This is a genomic window from Halobacillus kuroshimensis DSM 18393 (assembly GCF_000425705.1).
Classification (GTDB): domain Bacteria; phylum Bacillota; class Bacilli; order Bacillales; family Halobacillaceae; genus Halobacillus; species Halobacillus kuroshimensis.
The window spans coordinates 426,987-453,921 of the sequence record NZ_AUDY01000009.1; the positions used below are offsets into that span (position 1 = coordinate 426,987).

Annotated in this window: 27 protein-coding genes; 21 read left to right on the forward strand and 6 right to left on the reverse strand. The window is 48.7% G+C overall.

Annotated elements, in window-relative coordinates:
- The first annotated feature begins 231 nt into the window (after positions 1-231).
- The 4 genes from H615_RS0110040 (at position 232) to H615_RS0110055 (ending at position 4,819) form a co-directional block, all read left to right on the forward strand.
- The gene (locus tag H615_RS0110040) at positions 232-1,269 is read left to right on the forward strand and encodes a LacI family DNA-binding transcriptional regulator (protein WP_027955026.1); all 1,038 of its coding nucleotides are present in this window, start codon (positions 232-234) and stop codon (positions 1,267-1,269) included.
- A gap of 163 nt (positions 1,270-1,432) precedes the next feature.
- Entirely contained in the window at positions 1,433-2,455 is a 1,023-nt protein-coding gene (locus H615_RS0110045; protein ID WP_027955027.1) for an SEC-C domain-containing protein, read from the forward strand.
- A 125-nt stretch (positions 2,456-2,580) separates the two neighbouring features.
- Complete coding sequence (locus tag H615_RS0110050; protein ID WP_027955028.1) at positions 2,581-4,260, forward strand: catalase; 1,680 nt, start codon at positions 2,581-2,583, stop codon at positions 4,258-4,260.
- A 91-nt stretch (positions 4,261-4,351) separates the two neighbouring features.
- Complete coding sequence (locus tag H615_RS0110055; RefSeq protein ID WP_027955029.1) at positions 4,352-4,819, forward strand: hypothetical protein; 468 nt, start codon at positions 4,352-4,354, stop codon at positions 4,817-4,819.
- 35 nt (positions 4,820-4,854) lie between these two features.
- Here the strand turns inward: H615_RS0110055 and H615_RS0110060 are convergent, their stop codons facing one another.
- Together H615_RS0110060 and H615_RS21820 are read right to left on the reverse strand one after the other, a co-directional pair.
- Positions 4,855-7,611, reverse strand: coding sequence for an alpha-amylase family glycosyl hydrolase (locus tag H615_RS0110060; protein ID WP_027955030.1), 2,757 nt, complete (start codon positions 7,609-7,611; stop codon positions 4,855-4,857).
- A 124-nt stretch (positions 7,612-7,735) separates the two neighbouring features.
- The gene (locus H615_RS21820) at positions 7,736-8,329 is read right to left on the reverse strand and encodes a YdcF family protein (RefSeq protein ID WP_051254662.1); all 594 of its coding nucleotides are present in this window, start codon (positions 8,327-8,329) and stop codon (positions 7,736-7,738) included.
- A 195-nt stretch (positions 8,330-8,524) separates the two neighbouring features.
- Here H615_RS21820 and H615_RS0110070 point away from each other — a divergent pair, with 195 nt between their 5' ends.
- A complete protein-coding gene (locus tag H615_RS0110070; RefSeq protein ID WP_027955031.1) occupies positions 8,525-8,734 on the forward strand; it encodes a YkvS family protein in 210 nt (69 codons plus the stop codon).
- Positions 8,735-9,097: 363 nt separating this feature from the next.
- The gene (locus H615_RS0110080; RefSeq protein WP_027955033.1) at positions 9,098-9,355 is read left to right on the forward strand and encodes a hypothetical protein; all 258 of its coding nucleotides are present in this window, start codon (positions 9,098-9,100) and stop codon (positions 9,353-9,355) included.
- Between the two features lie 50 nt (positions 9,356-9,405).
- Here H615_RS0110080 and H615_RS0110085 read toward each other — a convergent pair whose 3' ends face one another.
- Entirely contained in the window at positions 9,406-10,443 is a 1,038-nt protein-coding gene (locus H615_RS0110085; protein ID WP_027955034.1) for an LCP family protein, read from the reverse strand.
- A gap of 177 nt (positions 10,444-10,620) precedes the next feature.
- Positions 10,621-12,081, reverse strand: coding sequence for an APC family permease (locus H615_RS0110090; protein WP_027955035.1), 1,461 nt, complete (start codon positions 12,079-12,081; stop codon positions 10,621-10,623).
- A gap of 376 nt (positions 12,082-12,457) precedes the next feature.
- On the opposite strand from H615_RS0110090, the gene H615_RS0110095 reads away from it, so the two are divergent.
- Positions 12,458-13,504: a glycosyltransferase family 4 protein gene (locus tag H615_RS0110095; protein ID WP_027955036.1), complete on the forward strand. Its 1,047-nt coding sequence runs from the start codon at positions 12,458-12,460 to the stop codon at positions 13,502-13,504.
- Positions 13,505-13,542: 38 nt separating this feature from the next.
- Here H615_RS0110095 and H615_RS0110100 read toward each other — a convergent pair whose 3' ends face one another.
- Together H615_RS0110100 and H615_RS0110105 are read right to left on the reverse strand one after the other, a co-directional pair.
- The gene (locus tag H615_RS0110100; protein ID WP_027955037.1) at positions 13,543-14,565 is read right to left on the reverse strand and encodes an LCP family protein; all 1,023 of its coding nucleotides are present in this window, start codon (positions 14,563-14,565) and stop codon (positions 13,543-13,545) included.
- Positions 14,566-14,581: 16 nt separating this feature from the next.
- A complete protein-coding gene (locus H615_RS0110105; protein WP_027955038.1) occupies positions 14,582-15,223 on the reverse strand; it encodes a YigZ family protein in 642 nt (213 codons plus the stop codon).
- 155 nt (positions 15,224-15,378) lie between these two features.
- Between H615_RS0110105 and H615_RS0110110 the strand changes: the two genes are divergently transcribed.
- The 14 genes from H615_RS0110110 to H615_RS0110180 all read left to right on the forward strand — a co-directional run bounded on the left by H615_RS0110110 (position 15,379) and on the right by H615_RS0110180 (position 26,934).
- Positions 15,379-16,518, forward strand: coding sequence for a sensor histidine kinase (locus tag H615_RS0110110; RefSeq protein WP_027955039.1), 1,140 nt, complete (start codon positions 15,379-15,381; stop codon positions 16,516-16,518).
- A gap of 163 nt (positions 16,519-16,681) precedes the next feature.
- Positions 16,682-17,359, forward strand: a complete 678-nt coding sequence (locus H615_RS0110115) for a response regulator (protein WP_027955040.1) — start codon at positions 16,682-16,684, stop codon at positions 17,357-17,359.
- Between the two features lie 401 nt (positions 17,360-17,760).
- Positions 17,761-18,606, forward strand: coding sequence for a DegV family protein (locus H615_RS0110125; RefSeq protein ID WP_027955042.1), 846 nt, complete (start codon positions 17,761-17,763; stop codon positions 18,604-18,606).
- A gap of 59 nt (positions 18,607-18,665) precedes the next feature.
- A complete protein-coding gene (locus H615_RS21210) occupies positions 18,666-20,081 on the forward strand; it encodes an ATP-dependent helicase ComFA (protein WP_027955043.1) in 1,416 nt (471 codons plus the stop codon).
- Positions 20,078-20,740: a ComF family protein gene (locus H615_RS0110135; protein ID WP_027955044.1), complete on the forward strand. Its 663-nt coding sequence runs from the start codon at positions 20,078-20,080 to the stop codon at positions 20,738-20,740. Before H615_RS21210 ends, H615_RS0110135 begins: the two co-directional genes overlap by 4 nt.
- Before the next feature lie 75 nt (positions 20,741-20,815).
- Positions 20,816-21,235, forward strand: coding sequence for a TIGR03826 family flagellar region protein (locus tag H615_RS0110140; protein WP_027955045.1), 420 nt, complete (start codon positions 20,816-20,818; stop codon positions 21,233-21,235).
- 78 nt (positions 21,236-21,313) lie between these two features.
- Positions 21,314-21,577 carry a flagellar biosynthesis anti-sigma factor FlgM gene (gene flgM, locus H615_RS0110145; RefSeq protein ID WP_027955046.1) on the forward strand — a complete coding sequence of 88 codons (264 nt, stop codon included), beginning with the start codon at positions 21,314-21,316 and terminating at the stop codon, positions 21,575-21,577.
- A 12-nt stretch (positions 21,578-21,589) separates the two neighbouring features.
- Positions 21,590-22,072: a flagellar protein FlgN gene (locus H615_RS0110150; protein ID WP_027955047.1), complete on the forward strand. Its 483-nt coding sequence runs from the start codon at positions 21,590-21,592 to the stop codon at positions 22,070-22,072.
- A 17-nt stretch (positions 22,073-22,089) separates the two neighbouring features.
- On the forward strand, positions 22,090-23,631 hold the full coding sequence (gene flgK / locus H615_RS0110155) for a flagellar hook-associated protein FlgK (protein ID WP_027955048.1): 1,542 nt from the start codon (positions 22,090-22,092) through the stop codon (positions 23,629-23,631).
- A gap of 16 nt (positions 23,632-23,647) precedes the next feature.
- Positions 23,648-24,520 carry a flagellar hook-associated protein FlgL gene (flgL, locus tag H615_RS0110160; protein ID WP_027955049.1) on the forward strand — a complete coding sequence of 291 codons (873 nt, stop codon included), beginning with the start codon at positions 23,648-23,650 and terminating at the stop codon, positions 24,518-24,520.
- 51 nt (positions 24,521-24,571) lie between these two features.
- Entirely contained in the window at positions 24,572-25,123 is a 552-nt protein-coding gene (locus tag H615_RS0110165) for a DUF6470 family protein (RefSeq protein WP_027955050.1), read from the forward strand.
- Between the two features lie 13 nt (positions 25,124-25,136).
- Positions 25,137-25,592: a flagellar assembly protein FliW gene (gene fliW / locus H615_RS0110170; protein WP_027955051.1), complete on the forward strand. Its 456-nt coding sequence runs from the start codon at positions 25,137-25,139 to the stop codon at positions 25,590-25,592.
- On the forward strand, positions 25,579-25,794 hold the full coding sequence (csrA, locus tag H615_RS0110175) for a carbon storage regulator CsrA (protein WP_027955052.1): 216 nt from the start codon (positions 25,579-25,581) through the stop codon (positions 25,792-25,794). The genes fliW and csrA overlap by 14 nt, the downstream gene beginning before the upstream one ends.
- A 138-nt stretch (positions 25,795-25,932) precedes the next feature.
- On the forward strand, positions 25,933-26,934 hold the full coding sequence (locus tag H615_RS0110180) for a flagellin N-terminal helical domain-containing protein (RefSeq protein ID WP_027955053.1): 1,002 nt from the start codon (positions 25,933-25,935) through the stop codon (positions 26,932-26,934).
- The last annotated feature ends 1 nt before the right edge of the window (position 26,935 follow it).

Below are 26,935 nucleotides of genomic sequence, written 5' to 3' on the forward strand. Positions count from 1 at the left end.
GTCTTCTTTTTTTATCCTTCACGTCCGGGTTGTGAGACAGTCCTGTCTCACAGAAGAAGGAGCCTCACGGGCTATGGGCAGCGAATCCTGCACCATCCACTTGAAGGGAGAGAAAGAATGGGACAGGTCTTTCATTAAGGACTTTTCCTGGGTAGTCACCTAAATACTCATTCCTCCCTTGGAACGGGGAGTGTTATGATGGAAGCAGTAAATATATAGAAGGTGATTGTTTTGGACGTAACCATTAAGGATGTAGCCAGAGCGGCCGGCGTAGCCCCCTCGACGGTTTCCCGTGTGATTGCAGACAATCCGCGGATCAGTCCGGCCACGAAAAGGAAAGTGAAGCAGGCGATGGAGGAGATGGGGTATCACCCGAATGTGACCGCCCGTAATTTAGCAAGCCGGACGACGAAATCTCTCGGAGTTGTTCTGCCTTTCAGTGCAGATAAAGCCCTGCAGAATCCATTTTTTCCGGAAGTACTGCGGGGCATCAGTTCCATCGCCCATGAGATGGACTATTCCCTTGTTCTCTGCACGGGGGAAACGGATGAGGAAATGCTGGAGGCCGTGAAACGGATGGTGTACAGCAGTCAGACAGACGGGATTCTTCTCCTCTACTCGCAGGTCCGTGACCCGATTCAATCCTTCCTGCTGGAGCAGAAGTTTCCTTTTGTGGTCGTCGGCCGTCCGGCAGAAAACGGAAATCACGTGACGCACGTCGATAACGATAACATTCAGGCTTCCAAGGATATTACAAAGCATCTGATCGATATCGGTCATGAGCGTGTGGCGTTTATCGGCGGGTCTCCTGAGCTCGTTGTGACGCTCGACCGCCTTCAAGGGTATGAAGAGGCGTTAAAAGAGGCCGGAATCTCTGTTGAAGAAAATTATAAAGTCCATACAGAGTTCTTGAAATCGGGCGGACGCTCAGCCGTTCGTGCACTCATGTCTCTCACTCATCCACCGACCGGGCTTGTTGTCGCCGATGATCTGATGACGATTGGCGTCATATCCACCTTGGAGGAAGCGGGCATTCATGTACCGGAGGATTTATCGATCGTCAGTTTCAACAATGTCTACCTCGCTCAGGTGTCCCGTCCGGCCCTGACGACTGTGGACGTACACATCCAGGCCTTAGGGACAGAGGCAGCTGCCTGCCTTATTGAAAATGTGCAGCGGCGGGAGCAGCCGCCGAAGCGTATCATCATTCCGCATAAAATTGAATATCGTTCGTCGGCGATCTCCCGTCCCGCTCCGTCTGAAGTGTAACCTTCAGGCGGTTTTTTGTGAAGGAAGGGAAAGGTTCCATAAAACTCCCATATCCGCCTTTTTTTACAGAAAAATGCATAGATGTGGAAAATTTTTTGCATGTTTGCTCAATTTTCGGTACCCTAGTAGAGTTGACCTTTAAACAATTAGGAGAGGGATTTATATGAGTAAGACAAAAAGGAATGATCCCTGCTTTTGTGGAAGCGGGAAAAAATATAAAAAATGCTGCATGGTGAAAGACGATCAGGCTGTCGGATCCAGCAGCCTTCATGAGGAACTGCAGAGTAACTACAGCCATTTTATGGCCTATGTGAACCGTAATTATCCGAACGTTACGCCATCTGAGTCAAGAGAAACACAGGAAGAAGAAGTAGAAGCGGCGTTCCAGATGGTCCAGCGTGTCCTGATCGACAAACAGGAGGATGGCTCCACCTTATATGAAGAATTTTTTGCGAAGAAACAGGATAAAATCATCCGTCCGGCGACGATGGCGACGATGGAAGCCTGGAAATCTCCGCACGCGAGCTTATTCAAAATCAACGGTTCTGCCTCTGAATACACCGCTTCTGTAGAAGACGTGTGGAGCGGAGAGTCGTTTGAAGTGAAAAAAGACGGCATTCCTTTGAAAGAGGAGAACTACGAGCACATGCCATACTGCATCGGCGTGCTCTTGAAGTGGGGACCTGTTCATAACTTCGTACCCCTGGCGATTCCGAATTACGAGTCTTCCTACGTGACGTTCCGCCAACAGCTGGAAGAGGCGTTTGAAGCGAGCGGTGCTGCGACGATTTATGACTATATGCAGGCAACGATTATAGAGCAGCTGCGCAGCTGGATGTATATGACTTCTACAGATGAAACCGAAGAAGACACAGCTGAACAGCCGGTCGAAGCTTCTGCTGAAGGCGATGACGTGCTTGACTTGTTCGATGAAAGCTTGAAGCAGGAAGATGGATTTGAACTGTTGAAGCAGCGCTGGGAAATGTACAAGCAGGCGGAAAACCCGACATTCCGTAAGCCGGAAGTCGTAACCGCAGCCCTTGAGCATATGTACCGCAGCACGTCTGCTTTCCGTTCTGAACCGGAAAAAGTAACGAAAAAAGCGGTAGCCGAAAAGTATGAAGTCAGTCCGGGCAGCATGAGCAAACGTATCACACAGCTGTCGGAATACCTTCTTCCATCATAGTATTTCAACGTCCAGAATCATTCTGGGCGTTTTTTTTAATAAAAAGCTGGTGGAAAAGATGGAATAAAAAACCGGTCGCCTGCAGAAACTCTCTTTGTAGATAGTCAATGACAGGAGGAAATCATATGGACAACTATAAAGAACAGGGGCCTGGTGGTGCGGACGACCATCGTTTTGCCGAAGGAGAAGGCGAAAAAACACTGACAACGAGGCAGGGACATCCAGTCCGGACGAACCAGAACTTAAGGACAATCGGAAACCGGGGACCGGCCACGCTGGAGAACTATGATTATATCGAAAAAATTTCCCACTTTGACCGGGAACGTGTACCTGAACGGGTGGTCCATGCCCGGGGGACAGGGGCACACGGCTACTTTGAAACCTACGGGAAAGCCGGCGATGAGCCGGTGGAGAAATATACACGGGCAAAAGTTTTTTCCGGAGCAGGCAAAAAAACGCCGGTGCTCGTCCGATTTTCGACGGTGACCCACTCGGCTGGTTCTCCGGAGACGCTGAGGGACCCGCGCGGATTTGCTGTTAAATTTTATACAGAGGATGGCAACTGGGACCTGGTCGGAAACAATTTGAAGGTATTCTTCATTCGTGACGCAATGAAATTCCCTGATTTGATCCATTCGTTCAAGCCTGATCCAGTGACCAACATCCAGGACAGCGAGCGGATTTTTGATTTTCTCAGCGAGACGCCCGAATCGATGCACATGGTCACCTTCCTGTTTTCCCCGTGGGGCATCCCGGCCAACTACCGGCAGATGCAGGGATCTGGTGTGAACACATACCGGTGGGTGAACGACGAAGGGAAAGCGGTTCTTGTGAAGTATCACTGGGAGCCTCTCAAGCAGGGAATCAAAAACCTGACCCAGGAGGAAGCAAACGAAATCCAGGCAGAAAACTTCAACCATGCGACACAGGATTTGTACGAAGCCATCGAGAGCGGCGATTATCCTGAATGGGAGCTCTGCGTCCAGATTATGGAGGATCACGAGCATCCCGAGCTTGATTTTGACCCACTTGATGATACGAAGCTGTGGCCGGAGGATCAGTTCCCGTTTTTGAAGGTCGGAAAAATGGTGCTGAACAAAAATCCGGACAACTATTTCAATGAAATCGAGCAGGCGGCATTTGGTACAGGTGTGCTTGTCGACGGTCTCGATTTCTCTGATGATAAGATGCTTCAGGGGCGGACATTCTCCTATTCCGATACGCAGCGCTACCGTGTCGGGGCAAACTACCAGCAGCTTCCGGCCAACGCCCCGAAAAAACATGCGGCCACCAACTATGAAGGAGGAAGCATGTCCTATTTTGTAGATCGGCCGGAAGGGTCCAACCCGCACGTGAACTATGAACCTTCCTCCTTGAATGGTCTGGAGGAATCCCCTCCGAAAAAGGCGCCTCACCAGCCTTACGTGGAAGGAAAGCTGAAGAAAGAGCCGATTGACAGGGAAAACAATTTCAAGCAGGCAGGAGAACGGTACCGGATGCTGAAGGACTGGGAGCGGGACGATTTAATCAACAACCTCGTCGTGTCTCTCAAGCCGTGCCACACCCACATCCAGAAGAAGATGGTATCCTTGCTGACCCAGTGCGATGAGGATTATGGAAGCCGAGTGGCAGAGGGACTTGGGATGAATGCAGCAGCGGGACAGATGAATGAGGAATTTGCGAACGACATCACCCCCTCCAAGGGGAAACTTCCGAAGCGGGGTGGCTCTCCGATAGGCAGCGATGGGGCTGCGGATGCGGTCGACCAGGCCGAGGAAAAAGGGCACGAAGCAGATCCGTATTGAAAGATAGGCAAAAGGCGGCCTTCCATCATTGGAAGGCCGCCTTTTCTTTTTTCTCCTGTTTCCGCATAAGGTGATAAAGGGAGGCGGTGAAATGAAGAAGAAAGGTTCTGGTGGGAAATTCCTTGTCATCACGGCCCTTATCCTTCTGGCTGCTGGTGTGACGGCTGCCGGTCTGTTCATCACATCCCGTCCGGGTTATCAGGCGGAAAAGGCGGTGGAGGCGTTTTACAGCTATGAACAGAAAGGGCGGTACGCCGATTCCTGGCTGCTGCTTCATTCCCGGATGAAGGATAAATTCGGAAAGGGCCATTACATACAGGACAGGGCCCACGTGTTTATGAATCATTTCGGCGTGGAAACATTCACGTTTACAACAGGAGAGGTCACTCATCTGGATACCTGGTCGATGGAAAAAGGAACGGACCCGTTCAAGAACGTGTACGTTGTATCGGTTGACCAGACGTTCAAAGGGAAATACGGTCGATTCCGCCTTCATCAGGATGTATATGTGACTGAGGAAAAAGGCGGGTGGAAGATTCTTTGGGATTACAATAAATAAAAAGGCCTCCGCCTTCATAGGGGGAGGCCATTCGATTAAGATGCTTTTGAGGAAGGAACCTGGACGACCTTGACGACATTCTCCTGCTGTGGATCGAAGTGGAAGATGTATTCTCCGCTCGATTCCGGAGTGAACGTCAGATTTTCTCCTTCCTGCCATTCGCCGTCACGGACGAATTTATACTCGACAGTTTCTCCTGCTTTCAAAGCGACAGGGGCACTGCTCCAGACGCCTGCTTTTTCATTGTACGTCAGGGCGTGCTTATCTGTTTCCCAGTCGAGGGGAGCAGATCCGCGGAGGACCACTTTGTTGTACTTTTTCTCTTCGGAAGGCTCTTCGTATGTGAGTGTGCCTTTGACATCGTACACCTGGGCGGAATGGGCGTCTGCTTTGACGTACAAGTCATCCCGGCGGCTCAGCGTCCGGCTCTCATCAATCACCGATTGCAGCATGACTTTATTCCGCGTCTTTTGGTTGTACAGCTCTTTGATGTTCAATGTGCGGCTCTTTTCTCCTTTATTGATGACGGTAAGCACATGATCCTGAGGCATTCTCCGTTCAAATACGAGGACGTCATCATCCGAATAAATCACTTTCATATCGCCGTAGGCAAGGGCCGGTTGATCTTTTCTCGCCTGAATCAATTCTTCATAGTGGGCTTTTATATCAAGGTTCTGTTTACTTTCATCCCACGGCATCATTTCCCGGTAGTAGCGGTCTTTCCATTCTTCCACTTTCGTATGATCACCGCTTTGGGACAAACCGACTTCATCTCCGTAATAGATGATCGGAGCCCCCGGCAGAGCGAACTGCAGGGTTGCTGCGTTTTTCATCGTGGTTTCATTTTCATCTGCTTCATAGATGAAGCGCGGCATATCATGGCTGTCCAGGAATGTGGCAGGTACGAATTCCTCATCATAGGTTTCATGGATTGTCATCAAGGAATCAGCTAAGCTGTTCATTGATTCATCGTTAATGTACGTATTGAAAATCGCGGACTGGGTTTCAAAATCAATCGCTCCATCCAGCTTCCCTGTATAGGAATCAATGGTTTCCAGGCTGTCCCATACTTCTCCGAAAATGAAGGCCTCGGAATCTATGGATTTCACCTGGTGGCGGAAATCGACCCAGAAACTGTGACTCGGTCCTTTCGCATAATCGAGACGGAAGCCGTCAACACCGATGTCCTCCATCCAGAATGGAACCACTTCCTCAAGCATATAGGTCCTCGTTTCCGGATGGTCGTTGTTCAGTTCCGGAAGCTCCTGGACATCATAGAACGTTTCATATTCATCCGGCCATTTCAAAAAGGTGTACCATTCGTAATACGTACTGGCTTCTCCTTTTTCAACAGCGTCCTGGAAAAATGGATGCTGGTTGGACGTGTGGTTCGGAACAAGATCATAGACGACTTTCATATCGCGGTCATGAGCTTCATCGACAAGTTCCTTCATCAGCTGGTTGCTGCCGAAGCGGGGGTCGATGTTCATGAAATCTGTCGGATGATAGCCGTGGGAATACGGGCCTTCGTAAATCGGTGAAATCCACAGTGTATTCACACCAAGCTCATCGAGGTAATCGATTTTTTCCAACACGCCCTGAAGGTCGCCGCCCATCCATCCTTTCAACTGCTCATCTGTCGGAAGGTCCGGATTGACGGAGGTGTTGTTCTCCTCACTGCCATCACGGAAACGGTCTACGAAAATCTGATAGATCACAGATTCTTTCGCCCAGTCCGGAGATTGATAGTCTTCGACGTAATAGGCAAACTCGGTGGCTTCCTCAGGGGCCAGGACGTTGTTGTCGGCAAACTGGGAGCCCTGCGATCCAGTGTTCCAAACGTCGAGTTTGTATTTCACACGCGTTTCATTCTTTTGAGCAGGAATCGTGCCCTTTAAGGTTGAAGTTTTTAAGCCATCGGTGGATCCACTCGTCTCGACGACACGCAGAGCAGCGGTCATCCCATTCTCTGCCTCTCCGCGCTTACCGGAAGGGGAGGATCCATCCGTCGTATAATACACTGCTCCTGTATCAATGGGACCAAAGTGCTCGACCTCTACCGTTACGTCCACCTCATCTTTTTTAGTGGGGGTGTAAGGCTCATGGTTGAAATCATGGGTGACAGACTGGGCTACGGGAATCGTCTTCCATTGGTCCACCGTATCGTTTTGGACGCTTGAATCCTTTGTCAGAGTGACCGTGCGGCGCTCGCTGCGGACTTCCTCATAGGCTTTCCCCGCAAGGCTGTATATATAGGAAACGTTCTGTCCGTCCTCACCGACAAGTGTAAACGTATACGTATCTTCACCCGTCTTTGTCATCGGGGCAGCCGTGTAATGAAAATGGTTCGTGCTTGAGGCAACGGTCGGTTTCACCCATTCAGGTGTATGCTCCGGAACAGTCAGTTCGAGTGTGGCGGATGCTTCATGCGTTCCCGCAGGACGGATATCCACCGTCCGCTCCTCTTCCGGGTGAAAAGCGAAAATATACGCTGCATCCTGAGGAGCGGTGACGGTCAGGTTGGAACCAGTCATCCATGTTCCGTCGTAGACAAACTTGTATTCTGTTGTTTCACCGCCTTTCAGGGTCACCGGTTCACTGAGCCATACCCCTTCTTCTTCGTCATACTGCAGTGGATGACGATCAGAACTCCAATCAAGCGCCTCCGCACTGCCGCGCAGAACAACAGTGTCGTACGTTTTGGCATCGGCTTGAACGTTTTGTGCAACCGGTTGCACAAAAAGTGAAAATAAAAGGACAAGCCCAATCATCCAAATCCATGATATCTTCATTCGTTTTCATTCCTTCCTTTTTCCATTTTTATGAAATCGCTTTCATTGTATCGGATAGACATACGCCTGTCCATAGGACTATCCTAGTGATTGTTTCAGGCGCATGGATGCAGCATATGAAAGGTCAGTCAAAGAGCAGACGGATGGAGTAAAAGATCATTTTCGTATATTCGCTGAAGGTTGTCTTTTTTTCCATTTCCGTCAAACCGTCGGCGGGATTGAACGAGGAGGAGGTAAAGGCATAGCTTAACGTATAGTCTTTTCCGAAAATATCATCGAACGTCATTTTCGTCCTCCTCGAGTGGAATTCACTCGTAACGACGATGGCTGAGGAAAGGTCCTGCTCCTCCATAATGTCCTTGGCGTACAGTGCATTGTCATATGTACTCGTGGCTTTGGTGTCTTCTAAAATATCGGCTTCGGATATGCCCAGGGAAACCGCCCGGTCCGGCGTCGTCCCATTTTCTTCGGCATTCGTTAAAATGACTGTATCTGACGCTCCCTTAGCGTACAATTCAGCTCCGCGTTCCAGTCGTTCTGCACTACCGCTTAAGACGATGATGGCATCCGCCTCCGAATCCTCCTCCACGGTATCGTCCAGGATGAGAAAATCCGTTCCCAGTTGATAGAGTGTGAAAAGGAAAGCTGTCGCAGCGATGAGAAACACCCCGAAAAAGATCAGGATGGTCCGCTTTATTTTATAAACGGCTACAGACAAAAAAGATCATCCTCTCCATTTTTTTCTATTTCTACTATATACCGCCTGAGTGATTTGTGAAACCATAAGTATTTTACTTGTATACTTTTGTCGAATTTAGTAACATATATTGTAAAAGTTTTGTTTGAATTGTTTGTTTATTTCATGTAAACTTTTTTGAAACCAATAATGTTGATTCAGAAAGGATAGAGAGATATGATACAACCTGATGATCGTATTGCAACACCTGGTCAAATTGTTACCTTTGAACGAAATGATATCACATTTAAAGGAAGAGTTATTCCAAGTCAATGCCAGCAGTCTGTCATTGTTGATTTAACCATTATGGACAATCTGAATGACATCGATTTCGAATATGACAGGACGGTTGTGGCTCATACAAACTATCGCATTATCGAAGAATAACATGAACAGGCCTTCTCCACTTCGGTGGGGGAGTTTTTTTTATTGAGAATACCCGCCCGTTCAGTCGATGAAAAAAGGTTGGGTTCAGCTGGAAAATGGTACAAAAGAATCCTTCCAGAAGGTCTATGACTCTCGGAAGGCTGAAGAGCAGGGAAAAGACCTCCAGTCCCGTGTGAATAAGGATTTAGGACAGAAGGAGAGCGGATGGCAGAACGATATTCAAGGACTGATGAAAGAGGCTTTCTAACCAACTAGGAATATCTGCCGTTTCCAATTTATTCTCCTTTTCTTATAATATGGATAGAGTACCCTTCAAAAGGAAGGGGCTCTTTGTCATTTTATACAGAGAGGATGTCAGGGGTAGTGCATGTAACCAAGCTTTTACTGGACCAGACAGAACTGCCGGTGAGCGGCCGGTGCAGCGTGCGGATTGACAAAACGATTGTCGTGGAACCTTTCAGACATTTAACAGAAGATACCTTCCGCCGGATCTTGAAAGAGAAAGCGTTGATACAGCGAATCAAACTTGAAAGTGATGAAGAGGGGTTTCCACAGGAATACGAAGGTCCCTACACATCGAAACGGACCAACGGAATCTTGATTTTTACCAGGACAGCTTAAGGATACATAAAAAAACTGACCACATCAGAATATGGTCAGTTTTGCTGTGTTTATTCACTTATTTCATCCGTAGTGTTCCCGTAGGATCCGGAAGGCGTAATATCCAGAGCCTGCTGCAGTTTCTGCTTCGTGTCCTCTAAAGCCCCTTCGTCCGGGACGAAATAATACAACCCGTCTTCCAGACGCATGTCCTGTCCTTCAATCGTATAAGTCGTCGTCGAAGGATTTTCGGAAGACAGCGTTTTTTGAATGGCATACAGTTCGGAGATCGTCAGGTTCGTACTGACACTGTCACCGAGGATATCCGCAAATTCACCGGCTTTGAGCAGGTTGTCAGCAGAAAGGGCCTCATCAATGCCCGCCCGGATGAATTGACGCTGGCGTTCGTCCCGTGGATAGGATACGGCAACATCACGCTTTCTCATCCTGACAAAAGCGAGAGCTTCCTCCCCGGTCATCGTTGTTTCACCAGCTTCAAATTCAATCTTCTTATCATAATCCAGGCTGCTTCGTTCCCAGAAGCCTTCCTTCACATCAATCGTGACGCCGCCCATCAGGTCGACAATTTCCATGAACCCTTCGAAATTGACGGATGCGAACTTATCAATCGGAATGCCGAGGTAGTCCTCAACGGTTTCAATCGTCAGCTTTTCAGCCCCGTATCCGGAAACCTCCCCGAGCGAGTAGGCTGCGTTCAGCTTGTGTGATCCTGCATATTGATCTCCGACTTTATAGGCCGGGATGTCCACCTGCGTATCCCGTGGAATACTTGTCATCGTAATGTCCTTTGTATCAGGATCAAGGGTCATCACAATCTGGGTATCCGCACGGCCGGCGCCGCCTTCTGTCGAATAATCCTCAACACCCATCAGTAAAATTGAAATCGGATCATCGCCGATGTCCACGGCTTCATCACGCAGGTCGGATTTGTCTCCTCTGTCCAGATCTTCGTAAGAGGCGGTGTAGACTTTATTCACGTAATAAAAGCCACCACCGATCAGCAGCGACAGGACAAATAAAAAAACGACCCATCTTCTTATTCTTCTTTTTTTCCTGCGTCTGCGGACGCGGACGAGTTTTTTCGCCATTTGTTCCACCTCTGTTTTCTAACCTCTCAAATTCCCATTCTACCATAGATGAAAACGGGGGGAGGTGTTCATTTTGAGGATTGGAAAATTGTTAACTGACTGTCATACAACGTCGTTTTTTGTAGTGATTTTGTCGAAAAAGAAAACTCCCCGAAACATTTCCGGGGAGTTTTCCTATTATATTTCTTCTTTTTCTAAAATCAGATAGTTCATTTCTTTACGGCTGATTTCGTTGTAGCGTTTCGCATTCAATAGATAGAAGACGATTCCGATGATGATCCATACACCAAGAGCGATGTAGGATTCCTTCCCTAAGGCTGCCGGTGACCATGGCAGCAGCAGGAGAACGAGAAAGCCGATGGAGCTGATCATTCCGATCAGGGAAAGAAGCTTGCGTCCCGGGGAAACCGTGCTTGCTTCATTCTCCGCCTTGGAATTCTCTGACCAGCGGAAAAACTTGTACGCCGTTGCGGTACAGAAAAAGTACGCGATGGCAACGCCGGTGGATGACATATCGACGACCCATAGGAGGGCTTCTCTGCCGAACCACGGAGCGACGAGACAGATTGCCATCGTAAACAGGATGCCGACATAGGGTGTTTTATATTTCGGGTGCAGTCTGCGGAAGCTGTCCGGCAGAATGCGGGCACGTCCCATAGCAAACGTCAGGCGGCTGGCAGAAATGTAAAAACCGTTCAACCCTGTAAAGATACCCATACAGACAGCGACAGCGATGATGAAGACGCCGGCACGTCCAAGGTAGCTTTCAATCGCATCACCGGTTCCCCAGACCGACTGGGTGTCGTTGATCATCGCAAGCAGCTGCTGCCAAGGCATCGTACTTGCTGTAATCAAAATCATGGCGCTGTAAGCCAGTCCGGCAGCGAGCAGTGACCAGATAATCAGGCTGAACGCCTTTTTCGGTTCGAATTCAAATTCTTCCGCTGTCTGAGGAATGTTGTCAAACCCGACGTACGCGAACGGGGCAATGGCAAGAATCGTTAAAATGGATGCCAATGCGGTCTGATCCGGTGTAAATCCAGGGGAGATATTGGATACGCTCGGTCCATCGGTCATGATGGCACCGATTCCAAGCAGGACAATCCCCGCAATCAAGATCAGGCTGAAAACAAATTGTGTCTGCCCGGAAAAGCTGGCACCACGGATATTCAATAGAGCAAATACGATAAGGGCAAGAGATGCAATCGCAATCTGGATCATGGATACATCATATCCAGCCACGGTATACATATTCCCTGTCTGAACAAAATCAGGGAAGAGGAATTTTGCCAGCAGCGCGAGGGCTGAGGCATTCAATGCAACAATACAGATATAGCCGAGCGTTAAAAACCATCCCGCCATAAAAGCGAACCGCCGGCCGAATCCAATATAGGCATAAGCGAATTCACCACCCGTAACGGGGAATTTTTCAATCAAAAATCCATAGCTGACGCCGATAATCATCATAAGAGCGGCGCCGAGTAAAAGGCCGAGAACTACACCGACAGGGCCTGCCTGGCCGATCCAGTCTGTGGGGAGCACAAAAGCGCCCCAGCCAATCGCTGAACCGAAGGCAATCGCCCAGACCCAGTGGGGTTTTAACGTCTTTTCTAATTTTCTTCGTTCTCTAGTTGCCATAAACGAATGAGTCCTCCTAGTTAGATGTCAAAGATAACTTCCCTATTTTAGACAAACCGAAACGAAAGTGTAAACAAAAAACTCTCTACAAAGAAAAAGTCAGAAAAACGCAAAAAATGAAATGGGATTGTTAAAAACCAGTTATTCCACTGACATAATCTGCTGATATAGTGAGGTTTGTGACGAAACCGATCTAAATAGGTTTGAGGTCTGAAAAAATAGGCTAACGGAAATTTAGGAAATCGTTACATTGCCCCCCATATTCCTGTGATATAATTTTCTCGATTACAAACCTTAGTATGAACACAACAGATGGAAATTATCGATCCGCTTACAATGGACCGGAGAGGATATAATAAACCTGAGGAGGGTCTTTATGGAGTATAAGGCCTTGCTGTTCTGCCTGATCATTTCGGTGGCGATTACGCCGCTGGTCAAGCGGGCAGCAATAAAAATCGGTGCGACGGATCAGCCGAACCACCGGAAAGTCCACAAAAATGTGATGCCGCGTCTCGGCGGTTTAGCGATATATTTAAGCTTCGCGCTGGGAATCGTCTTCTTTTTTCCGGAAAGTGAATTAACATGGCCGGTCCTTCTCGGAGGAACGATCATTATCGTGACAGGCGTACTGGATGACTTGAAAGAACTGTCTGCAAAAATGAAGCTCGCCGGGCAGCTGCTTGCCGCAGGTGTCGTCGTCATCGGCGGTGTTCAGGTGGAGTTCATCAACCTGCCCTTCGGCGGGGAACTGGAGCTTGGATATCTCAGTATTCCGCTTACGATCGTCTGGATCATTGCCATTACAAATGCCATCAACTTGATTGACGGTCTGGACGGCCTAGCCGCAGGTGTGTCCGCCATTGCGCTGTTAACTATTTCCGGCATGGCCATTACGATGGGGAACGTATTCGTCGTCTTCGCAGGCTTGATGATGCTTGGAAGCACCCTCGGCTTCCTCGTCTACAATTTCTATCCGGCTAAAATTTTCATGGGTGATACAGGTGCCCTGTTTTTAGGTTTCATGATCAGTGTTCTTTCTTTACTCGGATTTAAAAACGTAACGTTATTCTCACTCGTTATTCCTGTCATTATTTTAGGTGTTCCGATTTCGGACACGCTCTTTGCGATCGTCCGCCGGGTCATTCAGCGGAAACCGCTGTCGGCACCGGATAAGTCGCACCTTCATCATTGTCTGTTAAATCTCGGCTACAGTCATCCGGAATCTGTTCTGATGATTTACGCCGTCAGTGCCCTGTTCAGTCTTGCTGCCGTTATTTTCTCGCAGGCGACGATGTATGGAGCGGTCCTTGTTGTAGCCCTTCTTGCGCTGATGATTGAATTGATTGTTGAAATCACCGGATTGATTGGAAAAGATTACAAACCGATTTTGAATATGATCCGCGGCGTCCGAACCCGCAGATAAAAAAGCAGAAGGCTGGATAAACAGCCTTCTGCTTTTTTTTACATGGAATTACTGCTTTCGTCTCCGTCGGAAAAGCTGTCCACCTCATCGTCCTTAACGAGAGGGTTGGATAGGTTCAAGTGATCTTTAAGCGTTTGAGTGACGGCGGTGAGATCTTCTTCATTCACCTGATAGTACCAACCGTTACCAGTGAATCCGCCTTCACCAGCCAGCTGCATTTTATCAAATGTAAAGCCGTCCTTCTGGAGGAAATAATCTTTGAAGGAAATCATTTCATCAAAGGTCAGGTTCGTTTTCATGTTGCTGCTCACAGATGCAAGAATATCGTCGAAGTTGTTCAACCCTTTTGTGGACATCGTCTCACTGAAAATTTCCTGGATGAGCTTCATCTGGCGCTCCCCACGGGCAAGGTCGCTGTCATACTTCCTTGTTCGTGCAAGGGCCAGGGCTTCTTCGCCGTTAATCGTCTGGTAGCCTTCCTGCAGCTCTACGGCTCCCGCCGTATCCGAGCTGTTCTGCTCTGTCATATCAAAAGGAACTTCGTAGTTGATCCCGCCGATGGCATCGACAACTTCCACAAATGAATTAAAGTTCAATCGGACATAATAATCGACAGGAACATCAAGCAGCTGCTCCACCGTCTTGACGGTAGCGTCTACACCGCCGAAGGCATGGGCGTGGGCAATTTTATCCTCATAGCCGACTTCAGGGATATAGGTGAGGGAGTCCCGGGGGATGTTCAGCATCTTAATTGATCGATCATCCTGATTGAAGGTGGCCAGAACGAGGGCGTCGGAACGGGCCGGAAGTCCTTCGTCACCTGTACGCTTCTCGCTGTCATCAATGCCGATGAATAAAACAGACGTATGATCTTTGGCAGGGTTCACTTCTTCCACGCGTTTATCCGACATGCCCCTACGGTCCAGCTCTTTGTGGGATTCATCAGCGGTTTCTTTCACCTGATCGGTTAAGTAAACCGCATAGCCGGCCGCTGCTCCGACGCCGGCAAGCACGAGGAAAGCCGCTGTCCAGAGGAAGATGGTCAGCTTTTTCAGCTTCATTCGTCAGTAAGCTCCTTTACTCCGGTGTGACGTCAAATTCTACGTAGGAGGTTCCGCCTCTTGTGATGTCCGCCTGACCGCTCGTCAAATCGACCATCCAAGCTTCGAATTCCTCTTCCAGTCCGCTTTCTACGTATATTATTAGTTCCACATTTTCGAGGTAATTAACCGTTTCAAGTGTATACGTCGAATTCCGCACTTCATTTTCCACTTTTCCAAGCAGGGTATAGTCGATTTTCACCTTGATTTCCTGCATCAGCTGCCGTTGGACGACACCTGTGGTTTGGATTGCTTCAGAAGCAGTGGATCCGTAAGCACGGATGAGTCCCCCGGCCCCCAGTTTAATGCCGCCGAAGTAACGGGTAACGACGACAGCGGTGTCCTTTAAACCACGTTTTTTCAATACTTCAAGCATCGGTACACCGGCGGTTCCGCTCGGCTCTCCGTCATCATTCGCCTTTTGGATCAAATCGTGCTCGCCGATCATGTAAGCGGAGCAGTTATGGGTGGCATCGCTGTGTTTCTTTTTGATTTCCTGAATAAAGGCCTGTGCTTCTTCTTCTGTTTCACAACGCTTCACATAACCGATGAAGCGGGATTTTTGTATGGTAACTTCTTCAGAACCCTCAGGTTTTACGGTATAATATCTTTCCAGCATCGTTGAAAACCTCCTAAGCTTTTATTATATCGAGGGGGGTTGAAATGGGCAAACCATACAAATAGTAGGATTGCGGCTGAAAAGTTATACATAACCCCCATAAATGGACATGGGTCTTACGAATGATTATGTGAATATTGATGGAGGGACTTGTAATGAGCGAACAGAAAACGGGGGATATTGCCCTTGACCATATCATCGATGAAATGGTGGATACAGTCACCAACAGCAAGGATGAAATCTTCGAGATCGGTGAGGGATCCCGTCAGGAATATGAAAAGCTGTACGATGAACTGCAGGAAACGAAACGCCAGGTGATCGCTTATATTGAAGAAGGCGATCAACTCGATCAGAAAGTTCGTTTTTCGCGCAAGCGTTTGTCCGAAGTAAGCAGTCAGTTCCAGAAATATTCAGAGGAAGAAATCCGCGAAGTCTATGAGAAAACCCATGCCTTGCAGATGGAACTCTCGATGAAAAGAGAAAAAGAGAAACAGCTGCGCTGCCGCAGGGATGACCTTGAGCTCAGACTCCGTCAGCTTGAGGAAACGATTGGACGTGCGGAAGCGTTAGGCGGAAAAATTTCCGTCGTTTTGAATTACTTAACAGAAGATTTTAAGCATGTCAGCGATGCTTTGGAAACAGCGAAAGAAAAGCAGCAGTTCGGCCTGCAGATCATTGAAGCGCAGGAGGAAGAACGCCGCCGGCTCTCCAGAGAAATTCATGACGGTCCGGCGCAGATGCTGGCCAACGTGATGCTCCGTTCCGACCTTGTTGAGAGAACCTATAAGAAACGCGGCATCGAGGATGCGATGCAGGAAGTGAAAAGTGTCCGCTCCCTCGTCCGTTCTGCCCTCTATGAAGTACGGCGGATCATTTACGATCTCCGTCCGATGGCCCTTGATGACCTTGGTTTACTTCCTACATTGAAAAAATACCTGGCGACCGTCCAGGATTACAATGATGGACTGACCATCACCTTCGCCACGTTCGGTAAGGAAGACAGGCTGGAATCCAAATACGAAGTAGCTCTGTTCCGCCTTGTGCAGGAGGCCGTCCAAAATGCGGTCAAGCATGCCGAAGCACAGGAAATCAAAGTGAAAGTCGAAATCATGTCCACCAGTGCGATGATCATCGTGAAGGATGACGGAAAAGGTTTTGACACGAACGGGAAGAAGGAAAAATCGTTTGGCCTGATGGGGATGCGGGAGCGTGTAGAAATGCTCGAAGGCGAACTGAACATCGATTCCAGCATCGGTGAAGGGACGATAGTCACAATCCATCTGCCATTAAATTGATAATTTTGTGAAAAACTATGTAAATGGACTTAAATCGTTTATAATAGAAAGCAGGATTAGGGTGTCATTTACAAACAAACAAAAACAGAGATAGAGAGAGAACAAAGAATAGGTTAGGGGAACAAAAAACCATTCTATGTAAGAGAAACAGGAGGAAATGACCATGACGACCAGAATCGTACTGATTGACGACCATAAATTGTTCAGGGAGGGCGTAAAGAGAATCCTCGACTTCGAATCCAGTTTTGAAGTTGTAGCCGAAGGTGATGACGGGGATGCAGCACTGCGCATTGTCGAGGAACACCTGCCGGATGTAGTGTTAATGGACATTAACATGCCAAGCATGAACGGCGTAGAAGCGACAGCAGAAATTACGAAGCGGTATCCTGAAATGAAGGTCATCATCCTGTCCATTCACGATGACGAGAACTACGTCACCCACGCCTTGAAAACAGGGGCACAGGGGTATCTGTTGAAGGAAATGGATTCCGATGCGCTCATCGATGCCATCAAAGTCGTCGGTGCTGGAGGCTCTTATCTGCATCCGAAGGTAACACACAATCTAGTAGCGGAATACCGCCGCTTGTCTGAAAGTAAGGGAAGCAGCAGCTATCGTACGATCGAGTACCGCAAACCGCTTCATCTGCTTACCCGCCGCGAATGCGAAGTGCTGCAGCTGTTGGCGGACGGTAACAGCAACCGCGGTGTCGCAGAGGCCTTATACATCAGTGAGAAGACCGTTAAAAACCATGTCAGCAATATTTTACAAAAGATGAATGTGAATGACCGTACGCAGGCGGTTGTCACGGCCATTAAAAATGGCTGGGTGGAAGTCATTTAACGGTAGATTTGCTCCTTACTCAAGCTGTCCGGAACCTCCGGGCAGCTTTTTTCTTTGTCTGCATGACCGGACCTGGTACTTCATTAACCAGGACGGGGAGGCTCTCATTCAGCAAGGGTCGAAGGGGGACGGGGAGACTCCTGCGGGATGAGCATGCAGGGTGAGGCCCCGCAAGGCGGAGCCTGAGGAGACTCAGCGCATGTCCGCGGAAAGCGACCTGTCCCCCGCAGAACCGAACTCCGACTTCGTTGATAAAACAAGAATGGGAGTGCCTGACATCGGACAGCTGCACAGTTTGTTGGTGCAATGGCAGCAGCCTTCATGTAAAATAGGGGAGGAGAAAAAGGAAAAATATCGTACATATAAGCATAGAGGAATTTTTTTATAAGGAGCTGGGTCGGATGAAAACAGCAATCATAACGGACAGTACGGCTTACCTTCCGAAGCAAGTAAGACAAGCCCATCACATACATATGGTTCCCCTGAACGTCATCTTTGGGGAAGAATCCTATCAAGAAGAGATTGATATCAACGCCGATGATTTTTATGACATGGTCAGGGAAGGCGGGAAGCTTCCGAAAACCTCCCAGCCGTCGATCGGCATCATGACACAAAAGCTCGAGGAACTGGCGCACAACTATGACGCCGTCATTTCCATCCACTTATCCAGCGGAATCTCCGGTACCTATCAGGCGATGATGACCGCCGGGGAAATGGTGGATGACATCGACGTCCACGTGTTTGACTCGGAAATCAGCTGCCACATGCAGGGCTTTTATGCGCTTGAGGCTTCGGATATGGCTGAGCGCGGAGCAGGTCCTGACGAAATCTTGTCCCGTCTGAAGAAAATGAAGGAAACAATGCATGCCTACTTCATGGTGGATGATTTGTCCCACCTGCAGCGTGGAGGCCGTCTGAACGGAGCGCAGGCATTTGTCGGCAGTTTGCTTCAGGTGAAGCCGGTGCTGCACTTTGTGGATACGAAAATCGTTCCGTTTGAAAAAATCCGTACGCGTAAAAAAGCGCTGAAACGGATCCTTTCCCTGCTTGCAGAAAAAGTGGAGGATGGGGGAGAATACGAAGCAACTCTGATACACGCCAACCGTCCGGATGAAGCTGCGGAATTGAAGAAAGAAATTGAATCCCGGCACGCCAATGTCCGCGTGACATTAAGCTACTTTGGTCCGGTTATCGGCACCCACCTCGGTGAAGGAGCGATCGGCCTTGGCTGGTACCGTCAGTCCTAAGAATACGAGCCTGTCTGTGAGACTCAGGCAGGCTCTATTTTTCTAAGGAAGGTGACGCTGTGCTCTCGTATTTCCAACGAAAGAAACCTCAGGACTTCTCCTGGATCCCCACCAATCCCGTTCCTCATCCGTACTTCGATCTTGCCGGTAAACTCCTCCTCCAGCATGAAATCCCCTACAGTGAAAAACAGATGTTAACGTTGGTTACGAAACGAATTTTAACGAAAACAGAGAGTATAGAGCAGCACCTGTTTCAAAAACGCTGCCGCCGCTGCGGGAACACGCAGGCCCATTTATTTGCCGAACTCCCCCATACAACCTGTGGAAAGTCGTGCGTGTACTGCCGGAACTGCATTCAAATGGGACGTGTATTGGAATGTGAACCGTTATATATAGGCAGCGCGAACGTACAGTGGCCTATCTATGAGGCTCCGTGTGTATGGGAGGGAACGCTTACTCCCGGCCAGCAGCGGGCGGCCGATGATTTAACCGCATTGGTTCAAAACTGCTCCGGGGAACACCTCATCTGGGCTGTCTGTGGAGCTGGGAAAACAGAAGTGCTTTTTCCTGCGATTACAAAAGCATTGGAAACCGGCAAAAGAATCTGCCTCGCCACACCGAGAACCGACGTTGTCCGGGAGCTGCAGCCCCGGCTGCAGAAGGCTTTTCCAGCAGTCGATACAGCGGCATTGTACGGCGACAGTCCGGACAAAAACGGGCAGGCTCCATTTGTCATTGCCACCACCCACCAGCTTTTCCGATTTGCACATGCTTTTGACGTGCTCATTATCGATGAAGTCGATGCCTTTCCCTTTCACAACGACCCCACGCTGCATTTTGCAGCCAAAAGAGCGGCCAAGCGGGAGGCTGCAGTTATCTATTTAACCGCAACGCCACGAAAAGAACAAAAGCAAAGGCTCCGCCAAAAATCACTCCCCGTCACTTTCATCCCGAAACGATTCCACGGTCACCCGCTCCCTGTACCTGTGTTGAAGCTGACTCCGATGCTTCACCGTTCTTTGAATCAAGGAAAGCTTCCTCAGCATCTATTGAAAGCCATAGCAGCCCAGCAGACAACAGAGAGGCAGCTGCTGCTTTTTCTTCCTTCCATTAAAAAGGCAGAGGAAATCGCTTCTTTCTTAGAGGAAGAAGGGTATGAGGTGAAGTCGGTCCATGCCGAAGATCATCACCGGGCAGAGAAAATTCAAAGCTTCCGCAATAAAGAGTACCGGATTCTTGTTACGACAACAATCCTGGAACGGGGCGTTACCTTTCCCTCCGTCGACGTTTATGTCATTGATGCCGGTCATGTCGTCTTTGATGAAGCGGCTCTCGTTCAGATTTCCGGCCGGGCTGGAAGAAGCGCTGACGATCCGGATGGAGAGGTGCGTTTGTACCACATCGGCAAAACGGATGAGATGCTGGACGCGGTGGAAGCCATCAAAAAGATGAACAAGCTGGGGCAGAAGCTGTGAACTGTTATCTCTGCTTTTCACCCATCGTACCGGAGGTGAACTGGACAAATTTCCTGCTGCCGGTAATCGAAAAGAAAATCTGCCGGACGTGTGAAGAAGAGCTTGAGGAGCTTCCTGCTGAACGCTGTCCGATGTGTTCAAGACCCGGAGAGGGTCTCTGCGGTGACTGCGCGCGCTGGGAAGAGACGCTTCCTGGTGTGCTTGATCAAAACGATTCGGTGTTTACGTACAATGCTTTTGCCAAAGAGCTTGTCGCCAAATGGAAATACCGCGGCGATTACGTGGCTTTGGAAGCCCTTGAAACGTTCATTAAGGAAAAATGGAATGTACTGAACCGGGATGATTATCTGACTGTCTGCGTTCCTTTGAGTTCGGAGCGGGAAAGGGAGCGCGGTTTTAATCAATCCGAGAAGATCATTGAAATGGTCGGAAAAGAACCCGCGTATCTATTTAAACGCATCCATGGGGAAAAGCAGTCAAAGCGGAATAGACGGGCGAGGCTGGAAGCGGAGAACCCATTTTCTGTTGTAAAACTGGTAGACCAGCCGGTTATCATCGTCGATGACATTTATACAACGGGAAGAACAATCCGTCACATGGCCTCGCTGTTGAAAGAAAACGGCTGTCCAGAGGTGCGGTCATTTACAATTTTCCGATGAATCTGTCTATGAGACTTTTGAATCTTATTTTTCAACCGATATAATAAGAAAGAGAGTATAAGGGGGACCATCGACATGGGAGAATTAGCGAACTGTCCGCGCTGTAATTCAATTTTCATAAAAGGAACGGCCGTCATCTGTCAGGCATGCGTGAAAAAAGAGGAGCAGGACTTTCAGACGGTGTATACGTTTCTAAGAAAAAAATCCAACCGGACGGCTACGGTCAATGAAATTGAAGCAAAAACCGGCGTTTCCAAGAAGCAGATCAGGGAATTCGTAAAGCAGAAAAGACTTCACCCTTCTCAGTTTCCTTCCTTGGAATACGGATGTGAGAAGTGCGGCTCCCCCATTCAGGAAGGACGCATCTGTTCTGGCTGCAGCAAAGAACTCGGTAAAGAGCTGGAGCAGGTAACACGCAATGAACAATTTGCTGGTCGGATCAAGGAGAAGGAAAAGATATATCGTAAGACTTATTACTCAGTGGGAAATGATTAATTTGGATGATGGATGGAGCGATTCCTTTTTCCGATATATAGAGTATAACGAAACGGACACGTAAGTGAGGTGTATCTAATGAAAATCAATCGACCGCATCATACTCAGATGAACCCTTATCAAAAACAGTTGAATCAGCAGGCGGATGCCAAAACTCATCAGGCGAAGGATAAGCTTGAGATTTCCCCGCAGGCGAAGCAGATGCAGGAGAATGATTCGGTATCCCCGATGCGTCAGAAGCTCGTGGAACAGATCAAGCATGATGTGGAAGCGGGCAATTATCAGGTGGATGCCCAGGCATCAGCGAAAAAGATGATCGATTTCTTTTCAAACAAGGAATAAAGGAGCATCACCATGACGATCGGTACCATCATAACTCTAATGAACAAACTGACTCAGCTGCATAAAAGCCTGCTGACGGTATCGCACACCAAAACAGAGGCGTTGAAGCATAATGTAACGGACGAAATGCAGAAGCTGCTGCAGCAGGAGCGGAAGCATGTCCAGGCTGTGAAACAGGTGGAAAAGCAGCGGACGGAAGCAGCGGCTGAGTGGTTCAAGCAAAAGGGGCATACGGGGCAGGACGAGACTGTTTCAGCTATGCTCGAGCTTCTTTCAGGTGAGGAAAAGGAGGAACTGCAGCGTGCGTATGAAGCGCTCATCTTCGTTCTATCTGACTTGAAACAGCAGGAGGCATTGAATGCTGAGCTCATCCAACAGTCGATGCAGTTTATCAGCCTGTCTCTGAATACACTGGAGCCGTCCATCCAGTCGTTGAATTACGGAAATCAAAAGCAGGAAGCGCCGAAGCGCTCCCTGTTTGATTCGAAAGCTTAAATAGAGGAGCAGCACATATGACATCTACGTTTCACGGGCTTGAAGTAGCCAAACGCGGCTTGTTTACCCAGCAGGCTGCCTTATACACAACCTCTCATAATATCGCCAACGCCAACACCGAAGGATATACGAGACAGCGCGTCAATTTCGAGCAGACAGGTCCATATCCGGCCGCCTCGAGAAACCGTCCGGAAATTCCCGGTCAGATGGGAAGCGGTGTGCAGGCAGCTTCCATTGAGCGCGTGCGTGTCGGTTTTCTTGATCAACAGTACCGCGGGGAAGCCAGCAAAGCGGGCTATTATGATTTACGCTCGGATGCTCTTGCGCGTCTGGAAAGCGTCATGAACGAACCTTCCGAGGACGGTTTATCCAGCACGATGGACCGTTTCTGGGGAGCCCTTCAGGATTTGTCCGTGAACCCGGAGGATTCAGGCGCCCGTTCTGTCGTCCGGCAGCGCGGCCAGGCGGTGGCCGAAACGTTCAACTATCTTTCCAACACGATCCAAACGATGCAGAAGGATGTGAAAACGGAAGTGGGCGTCACGGAAAAGTCGATCAATTCCATCGCCAACCAGATTCATAATATCAATGAGCAGATCAGTGGAGTCGAGCCCCACGGAATGGTTCCGAATGATTTGTATGATGAGCGTGACCGCTTGATCGATCAGCTTTCCGAGCACGTCAACGTACAAGTGAGCTATGAGGAGACGTCCTCATCTGCCAGTCCACTGGCTATGGGGAGAGCGACGATTTCCTTAGTCAATCAGGACGGTAAAGCGATGAACCCGCCGGCCACCCTTGTAGACGGAACCGTCGGTGGCGGCGTGAATGAGCTCGATGTCACCTATGGCGCAGACAGCGCTCTCGCTACAGGAATGACAGTAGGGGAGAACACGTACACGATAGATGAATTTTCTTCCCCCGGAAAATTGAAAGGTTTAATCGAATCCGGTGGGTATGTGGAGGCCGGAGAGAAAAAGGGCAGCTACGAAGACATGCTCTCAGATTTAGACCGGATGGCCACAGGCTTTGCGGATGCATTCAATACCGTTCATCAAAACGGCGAGTCCTTGAACAGCATCAATAACGGAACACCTGTACCGAAGTTTTTCGATATCGATATGTCGCAGGCAAACAATGACGGCGTGGTGGAAGGCATTGCAGGGACGTTGGATTTAACGGATGAAATCAAAGCCGACGGCGACAACATCGCAGCAGCGGTGACAAACGAGTCGGGGAACGGTGAAAACGCCCGGAATCTTGCTGAAGTGAAGAACGAAAGTAACGCCCTTTTCGGGGAGGAAGCGTCCCTCTCCAACTTTTATGAATCCATGATTGGTACGATGGCCGTGGAAACACAGGAGGCGGACCGGATGTCAAAGAATGCCGGCACACTGCGAGCCTCCGTGGAGGAGCAGCGGCAGTCGGTCAGCTCTGTCTCCCTCGATGAGGAAATGGCCAATATGATCAAATATCAGCACGCCTATAATGCGGCCGCCCGTAACATTACGATCATTGATGAAATGCTCGATACCATCATCAACCGGATGGGCGTCTAAGAAGGGAGGATAACCTATGCGCGTAACTCAATCGATGTTAGCCGGCAATATGCTGCGTAATTTAAGCAGCAGCTATGAAAACATGGGCACCTATCAGGATCAGCTGGCGACCGGGAAGAAGATCACCCGCGCCTCTCAGGACCCTGTTGTTGCGATGAAGGGCATGAATTACCGCTCCCAGCTTTCCGGAGTGGAACAGTATAAGCGGAACATCAGCGAAGTGCATAATTGGATGGACAGCAGTGATTCTTCTATGAATGAAGCCACACAGGCGATGCAGCGTGTGCGAGAGCTGACGGTTCAGGCAAGTAACGGCACGTATGAAGGAGAACAGCTTGCCAACATCGCAAAAGAAATCCGCCAGTTGAAGGAGCATGTCGGAAGCATCGCCAACACGAAGGTGAACGATAAATACATCTTTAACGGGACCAATACGACAGCCGCACCGGTCAATATGGACAATGCCGCTTTTACGATCAATCAAAGCGCAAGTCCGGTCATGATTGAAGTGTCGGACGGCGTCCGGATTCAGACGAACGTGAACGCCGGTAATGTGTTCAACGAAGATTTATTCAACGACCTTGAAAGCTTTGCCAATGCTTTGGAAAGTGGGACAGACCTTGATGAATTTCTTGGTAAATTCGATGGTCATATCAACAATATCGTCAATGAGCGGGCCGACCTCGGCGCGCGGATGAACCGGGTCGAGCTGATTGAGGACCGTCTGGCGACTCAGGAGGTGTCGGCCTCCAAGCTTGTCTCCGATAATGAAGATGCCGACATTGAAAAAGTCATCATGGATTTGAAAACACAGGAAACGATCCACAGGGCCGCCCTCGGTGCTGGCTCACGCATTATCCAGCCGACGCTGATGGACTTTCTAAGATAGGCTGCTCCCTGAAGGGACAGCCTGCTTTTTTATGAAAAGGAGAGCATCCTTATGAACATACCAAAGCTTCAGGTGCAGACGACTCAGGCACGGCTCGGTCATCAGGTGGATGGGTCACAGCAGACGATCCGTCAGCCGAAAGCGGAATTGTCCATCCAGCAGCCGGCGGCAGAAATGAATATCCGTCAGCGTCCTGGAAAACTGACAATCGACCAGACAAAGGCGTGGAACAATATTGATTTGAAAAGCGTGGCGAAGCGGAGTGATGAGCTTGCCGCTGCTGGCCGGCAGTTGTTGCTGGAAGGCATCGCCCGGATGGCGCGTGAAGGCGATGAGCTGATGAAAATCGAAAACGGCGGCAATCCAATCGCCTCTCATGGAGAGGAAAATGCCAAGCTGGATTTTACATTTGCGCCGGGAGGGCTGCCTGCGTATGATCTTGTTGACCTATCGTATGAGACCGCTTCTGTGGAAATTGACGTAGAGCCGCAGAAACCGGTGATCCAGGTTCAGCCGCAGAAACCACAGCATACGTATCAGCCTGGAGAAGTGAGCTTTCAGTTAGAACAGCATCCGGACGTACAGATCGACTGGAAAGTGTAAAAGGAGAATGGATATGAATATCAATACAAAGCATTTCGGTGAACTTGCTGTAGAGGAAAAGGATCTTCTCACCTTCAAGCACGGACTGCCGGGATTTGAAGATGAGCATACATATGTGCTGCTGCCTGTGGATGAAAATGGTGTTTATTACGCGCTGCAGTCCGTGGACGAAGCCGAGGTGGCACTCATCGTCACCAACCCGTACCTGTTTTTTGAGGATTACGAGTTCCATATTGAAGACGCGGTCGTTGAAGAGCTTAGCCTGAACGGTCCGGAAGATGTAGCTGTCTACAGCGTGCTGACGCTAAAAGATCCTTTCACAGCCTCTACAATCAACTTGAAAGCTCCAATCGTGGTTAACGTCCATAAAAACAAGGCCAAGCAGGTCATCCTGAAAGAAGAAAGCTACCAGAGACGGCAACTTCTTTTGACAGAGGATAAAGGCGGTGAAGCTGATGCTCGTCCTTAATCGTAAGTCCGGAGAATCGATCAAAATCGGTGATGACATCGAAATTAAAGTCGTTTCCATTGAAGGCGGACAGGTGAAGCTCGGCATCGAGGCTCCCCGTCATATCGATATCCACCGCAAAGAAGTGTATGTCAGCATTGAAGAGGAGAACAAGGAAGCCTCCGCGCTTTCAAAAAATTTACTGGATCTGCTGAAAAAATGAAAATAATCGTTAACAGTGGGAAAAGTCGTCCGATATAAGTAATGTAAAAGCATTACAAGAGTCGGCCGACTTTTTGTATGTATTCTAATGGATTTCACAAGGACGTGAAATCAACCATTTCAAGGAGGAATTTGTAACATGAGAATTAATCACAATATCGCGGCTTTGAATACTTATCGTCAATTGGGCTCTGCTAACAATGCGCAGTCCAATTCTATGGAAAAACTATCTTCTGGTCTTCGTATTAACAACGCATCTGATGATGCCGCTGGTCTTGCGATCTCTGAGAAGATGCGTGGTCAGATTCGTGGGTTGGATCAAGCTTCTAAAAACTCTCAGGATGCAGTTTCAATGATTCAAACTGCTGAGGGAGCTCTTAATGAAACTCATGACATACTTCAACGTATGCGTGAACTTTCAGTTCAAGGTGCTAACGATACAAACGTAACTGAAGATAGAGCAGCTATCCAAGAAGAATTAAACGAATTAAAAAACGAAATTGACCGTATTGGTGATACTACTGAATTTAATACGCAAAAGTTGCTTAAGGGAAATCTTGGAGGTACAGTCGATCAAGATTCAACTACTACGACAGTCTTAGGAGTAGCTGGTGTTGCTTCTGCTGAAACTTCTGGTGCAACTGCAGGTACTTACGCAATTACTGCTGATACAACCGCCCACACTCTTACAATGACGTCTGGTGGTAAAACCCAAACCATTGACAATGCTGCAGGTGCTCAAGAACTTAATTTTTCTGACTTCGGCATAAGTATTAAAACAAATGCTGGGTATGCACAAGATGCTGGTGTTGGTGATGTAGTGGTAAACTCTGGCTCTGCAACATTCCAAATTGGTGCGAATGAAGATCAAAATATTTCTTTAGCGATCCGTAATATGAAAACAGATGGCGTTTTAGATTTAGCAGCAGCAGGTAAAGTGGATGTTACTGATCATTCAACAGCAAAAGCTTCAATTTCTAATATTGATAAAGCGATTACGGAGGTTTCCAAAGAACGTTCCAAGTTAGGTGCTTACCAAAACCGTCTTGACCATACCATCAACAACTTAAACACATCTTCTGAAAACCTAACTGCTGCGGAATCTCGTATCCGTGACGTAGATTATGCCTTAGCTGCTTAAT

What these genes read in the sequence shown, in the direction of transcription:
- H615_RS0110045 (WP_027955027.1), top strand. Translation starts at nt 1,433, where the DNA reads ATGAGTAAGACAAAAAGGAATGATCCCTGCTTTTGTGGAAGCGGGAAA.
- H615_RS0110050 (WP_027955028.1), top strand. Translation starts at nt 2,581, where the DNA reads ATGGACAACTATAAAGAACAGGGGCCTGGTGGTGCGGACGACCATCGT.
- H615_RS0110055 (WP_027955029.1), top strand. Translation starts at nt 4,352, where the DNA reads ATGAAGAAGAAAGGTTCTGGTGGGAAATTCCTTGTCATCACGGCCCTT.
- H615_RS0110060 (WP_027955030.1), bottom strand. Translation starts at nt 7,611, where the DNA reads ATGAAGATATCATGGATTTGGATGATTGGGCTTGTCCTTTTATTTTCA.
- H615_RS0110070 (WP_027955031.1), top strand. Translation starts at nt 8,525, where the DNA reads ATGATACAACCTGATGATCGTATTGCAACACCTGGTCAAATTGTTACC.
- H615_RS0110085 (WP_027955034.1), bottom strand. Translation starts at nt 10,443, where the DNA reads ATGGCGAAAAAACTCGTCCGCGTCCGCAGACGCAGGAAAAAAAGAAGA.
- H615_RS0110090 (WP_027955035.1), bottom strand. Translation starts at nt 12,081, where the DNA reads ATGGCAACTAGAGAACGAAGAAAATTAGAAAAGACGTTAAAACCCCAC.
- H615_RS0110095 (WP_027955036.1), top strand. Translation starts at nt 12,458, where the DNA reads ATGGAGTATAAGGCCTTGCTGTTCTGCCTGATCATTTCGGTGGCGATT.
- H615_RS0110100 (WP_027955037.1), bottom strand. Translation starts at nt 14,565, where the DNA reads ATGAAGCTGAAAAAGCTGACCATCTTCCTCTGGACAGCGGCTTTCCTC.
- H615_RS0110105 (WP_027955038.1), bottom strand. Translation starts at nt 15,223, where the DNA reads ATGCTGGAAAGATATTATACCGTAAAACCTGAGGGTTCTGAAGAAGTT.
- H615_RS0110110 (WP_027955039.1), top strand. Translation starts at nt 15,379, where the DNA reads ATGAGCGAACAGAAAACGGGGGATATTGCCCTTGACCATATCATCGAT.
- H615_RS0110115 (WP_027955040.1), top strand. Translation starts at nt 16,682, where the DNA reads ATGACGACCAGAATCGTACTGATTGACGACCATAAATTGTTCAGGGAG.
- H615_RS0110125 (WP_027955042.1), top strand. Translation starts at nt 17,761, where the DNA reads ATGAAAACAGCAATCATAACGGACAGTACGGCTTACCTTCCGAAGCAA.
- H615_RS0110140 (WP_027955045.1), top strand. Translation starts at nt 20,816, where the DNA reads ATGGGAGAATTAGCGAACTGTCCGCGCTGTAATTCAATTTTCATAAAA.
- flgM (WP_027955046.1), top strand. Translation starts at nt 21,314, where the DNA reads ATGAAAATCAATCGACCGCATCATACTCAGATGAACCCTTATCAAAAA.
- H615_RS0110150 (WP_027955047.1), top strand. Translation starts at nt 21,590, where the DNA reads ATGACGATCGGTACCATCATAACTCTAATGAACAAACTGACTCAGCTG.
- flgK (WP_027955048.1), top strand. Translation starts at nt 22,090, where the DNA reads ATGACATCTACGTTTCACGGGCTTGAAGTAGCCAAACGCGGCTTGTTT.
- flgL (WP_027955049.1), top strand. Translation starts at nt 23,648, where the DNA reads ATGCGCGTAACTCAATCGATGTTAGCCGGCAATATGCTGCGTAATTTA.
- H615_RS0110165 (WP_027955050.1), top strand. Translation starts at nt 24,572, where the DNA reads ATGAACATACCAAAGCTTCAGGTGCAGACGACTCAGGCACGGCTCGGT.
- fliW (WP_027955051.1), top strand. Translation starts at nt 25,137, where the DNA reads ATGAATATCAATACAAAGCATTTCGGTGAACTTGCTGTAGAGGAAAAG.
- csrA (WP_027955052.1), top strand. Translation starts at nt 25,579, where the DNA reads ATGCTCGTCCTTAATCGTAAGTCCGGAGAATCGATCAAAATCGGTGAT.
- H615_RS0110180 (WP_027955053.1), top strand. Translation starts at nt 25,933, where the DNA reads ATGAGAATTAATCACAATATCGCGGCTTTGAATACTTATCGTCAATTG.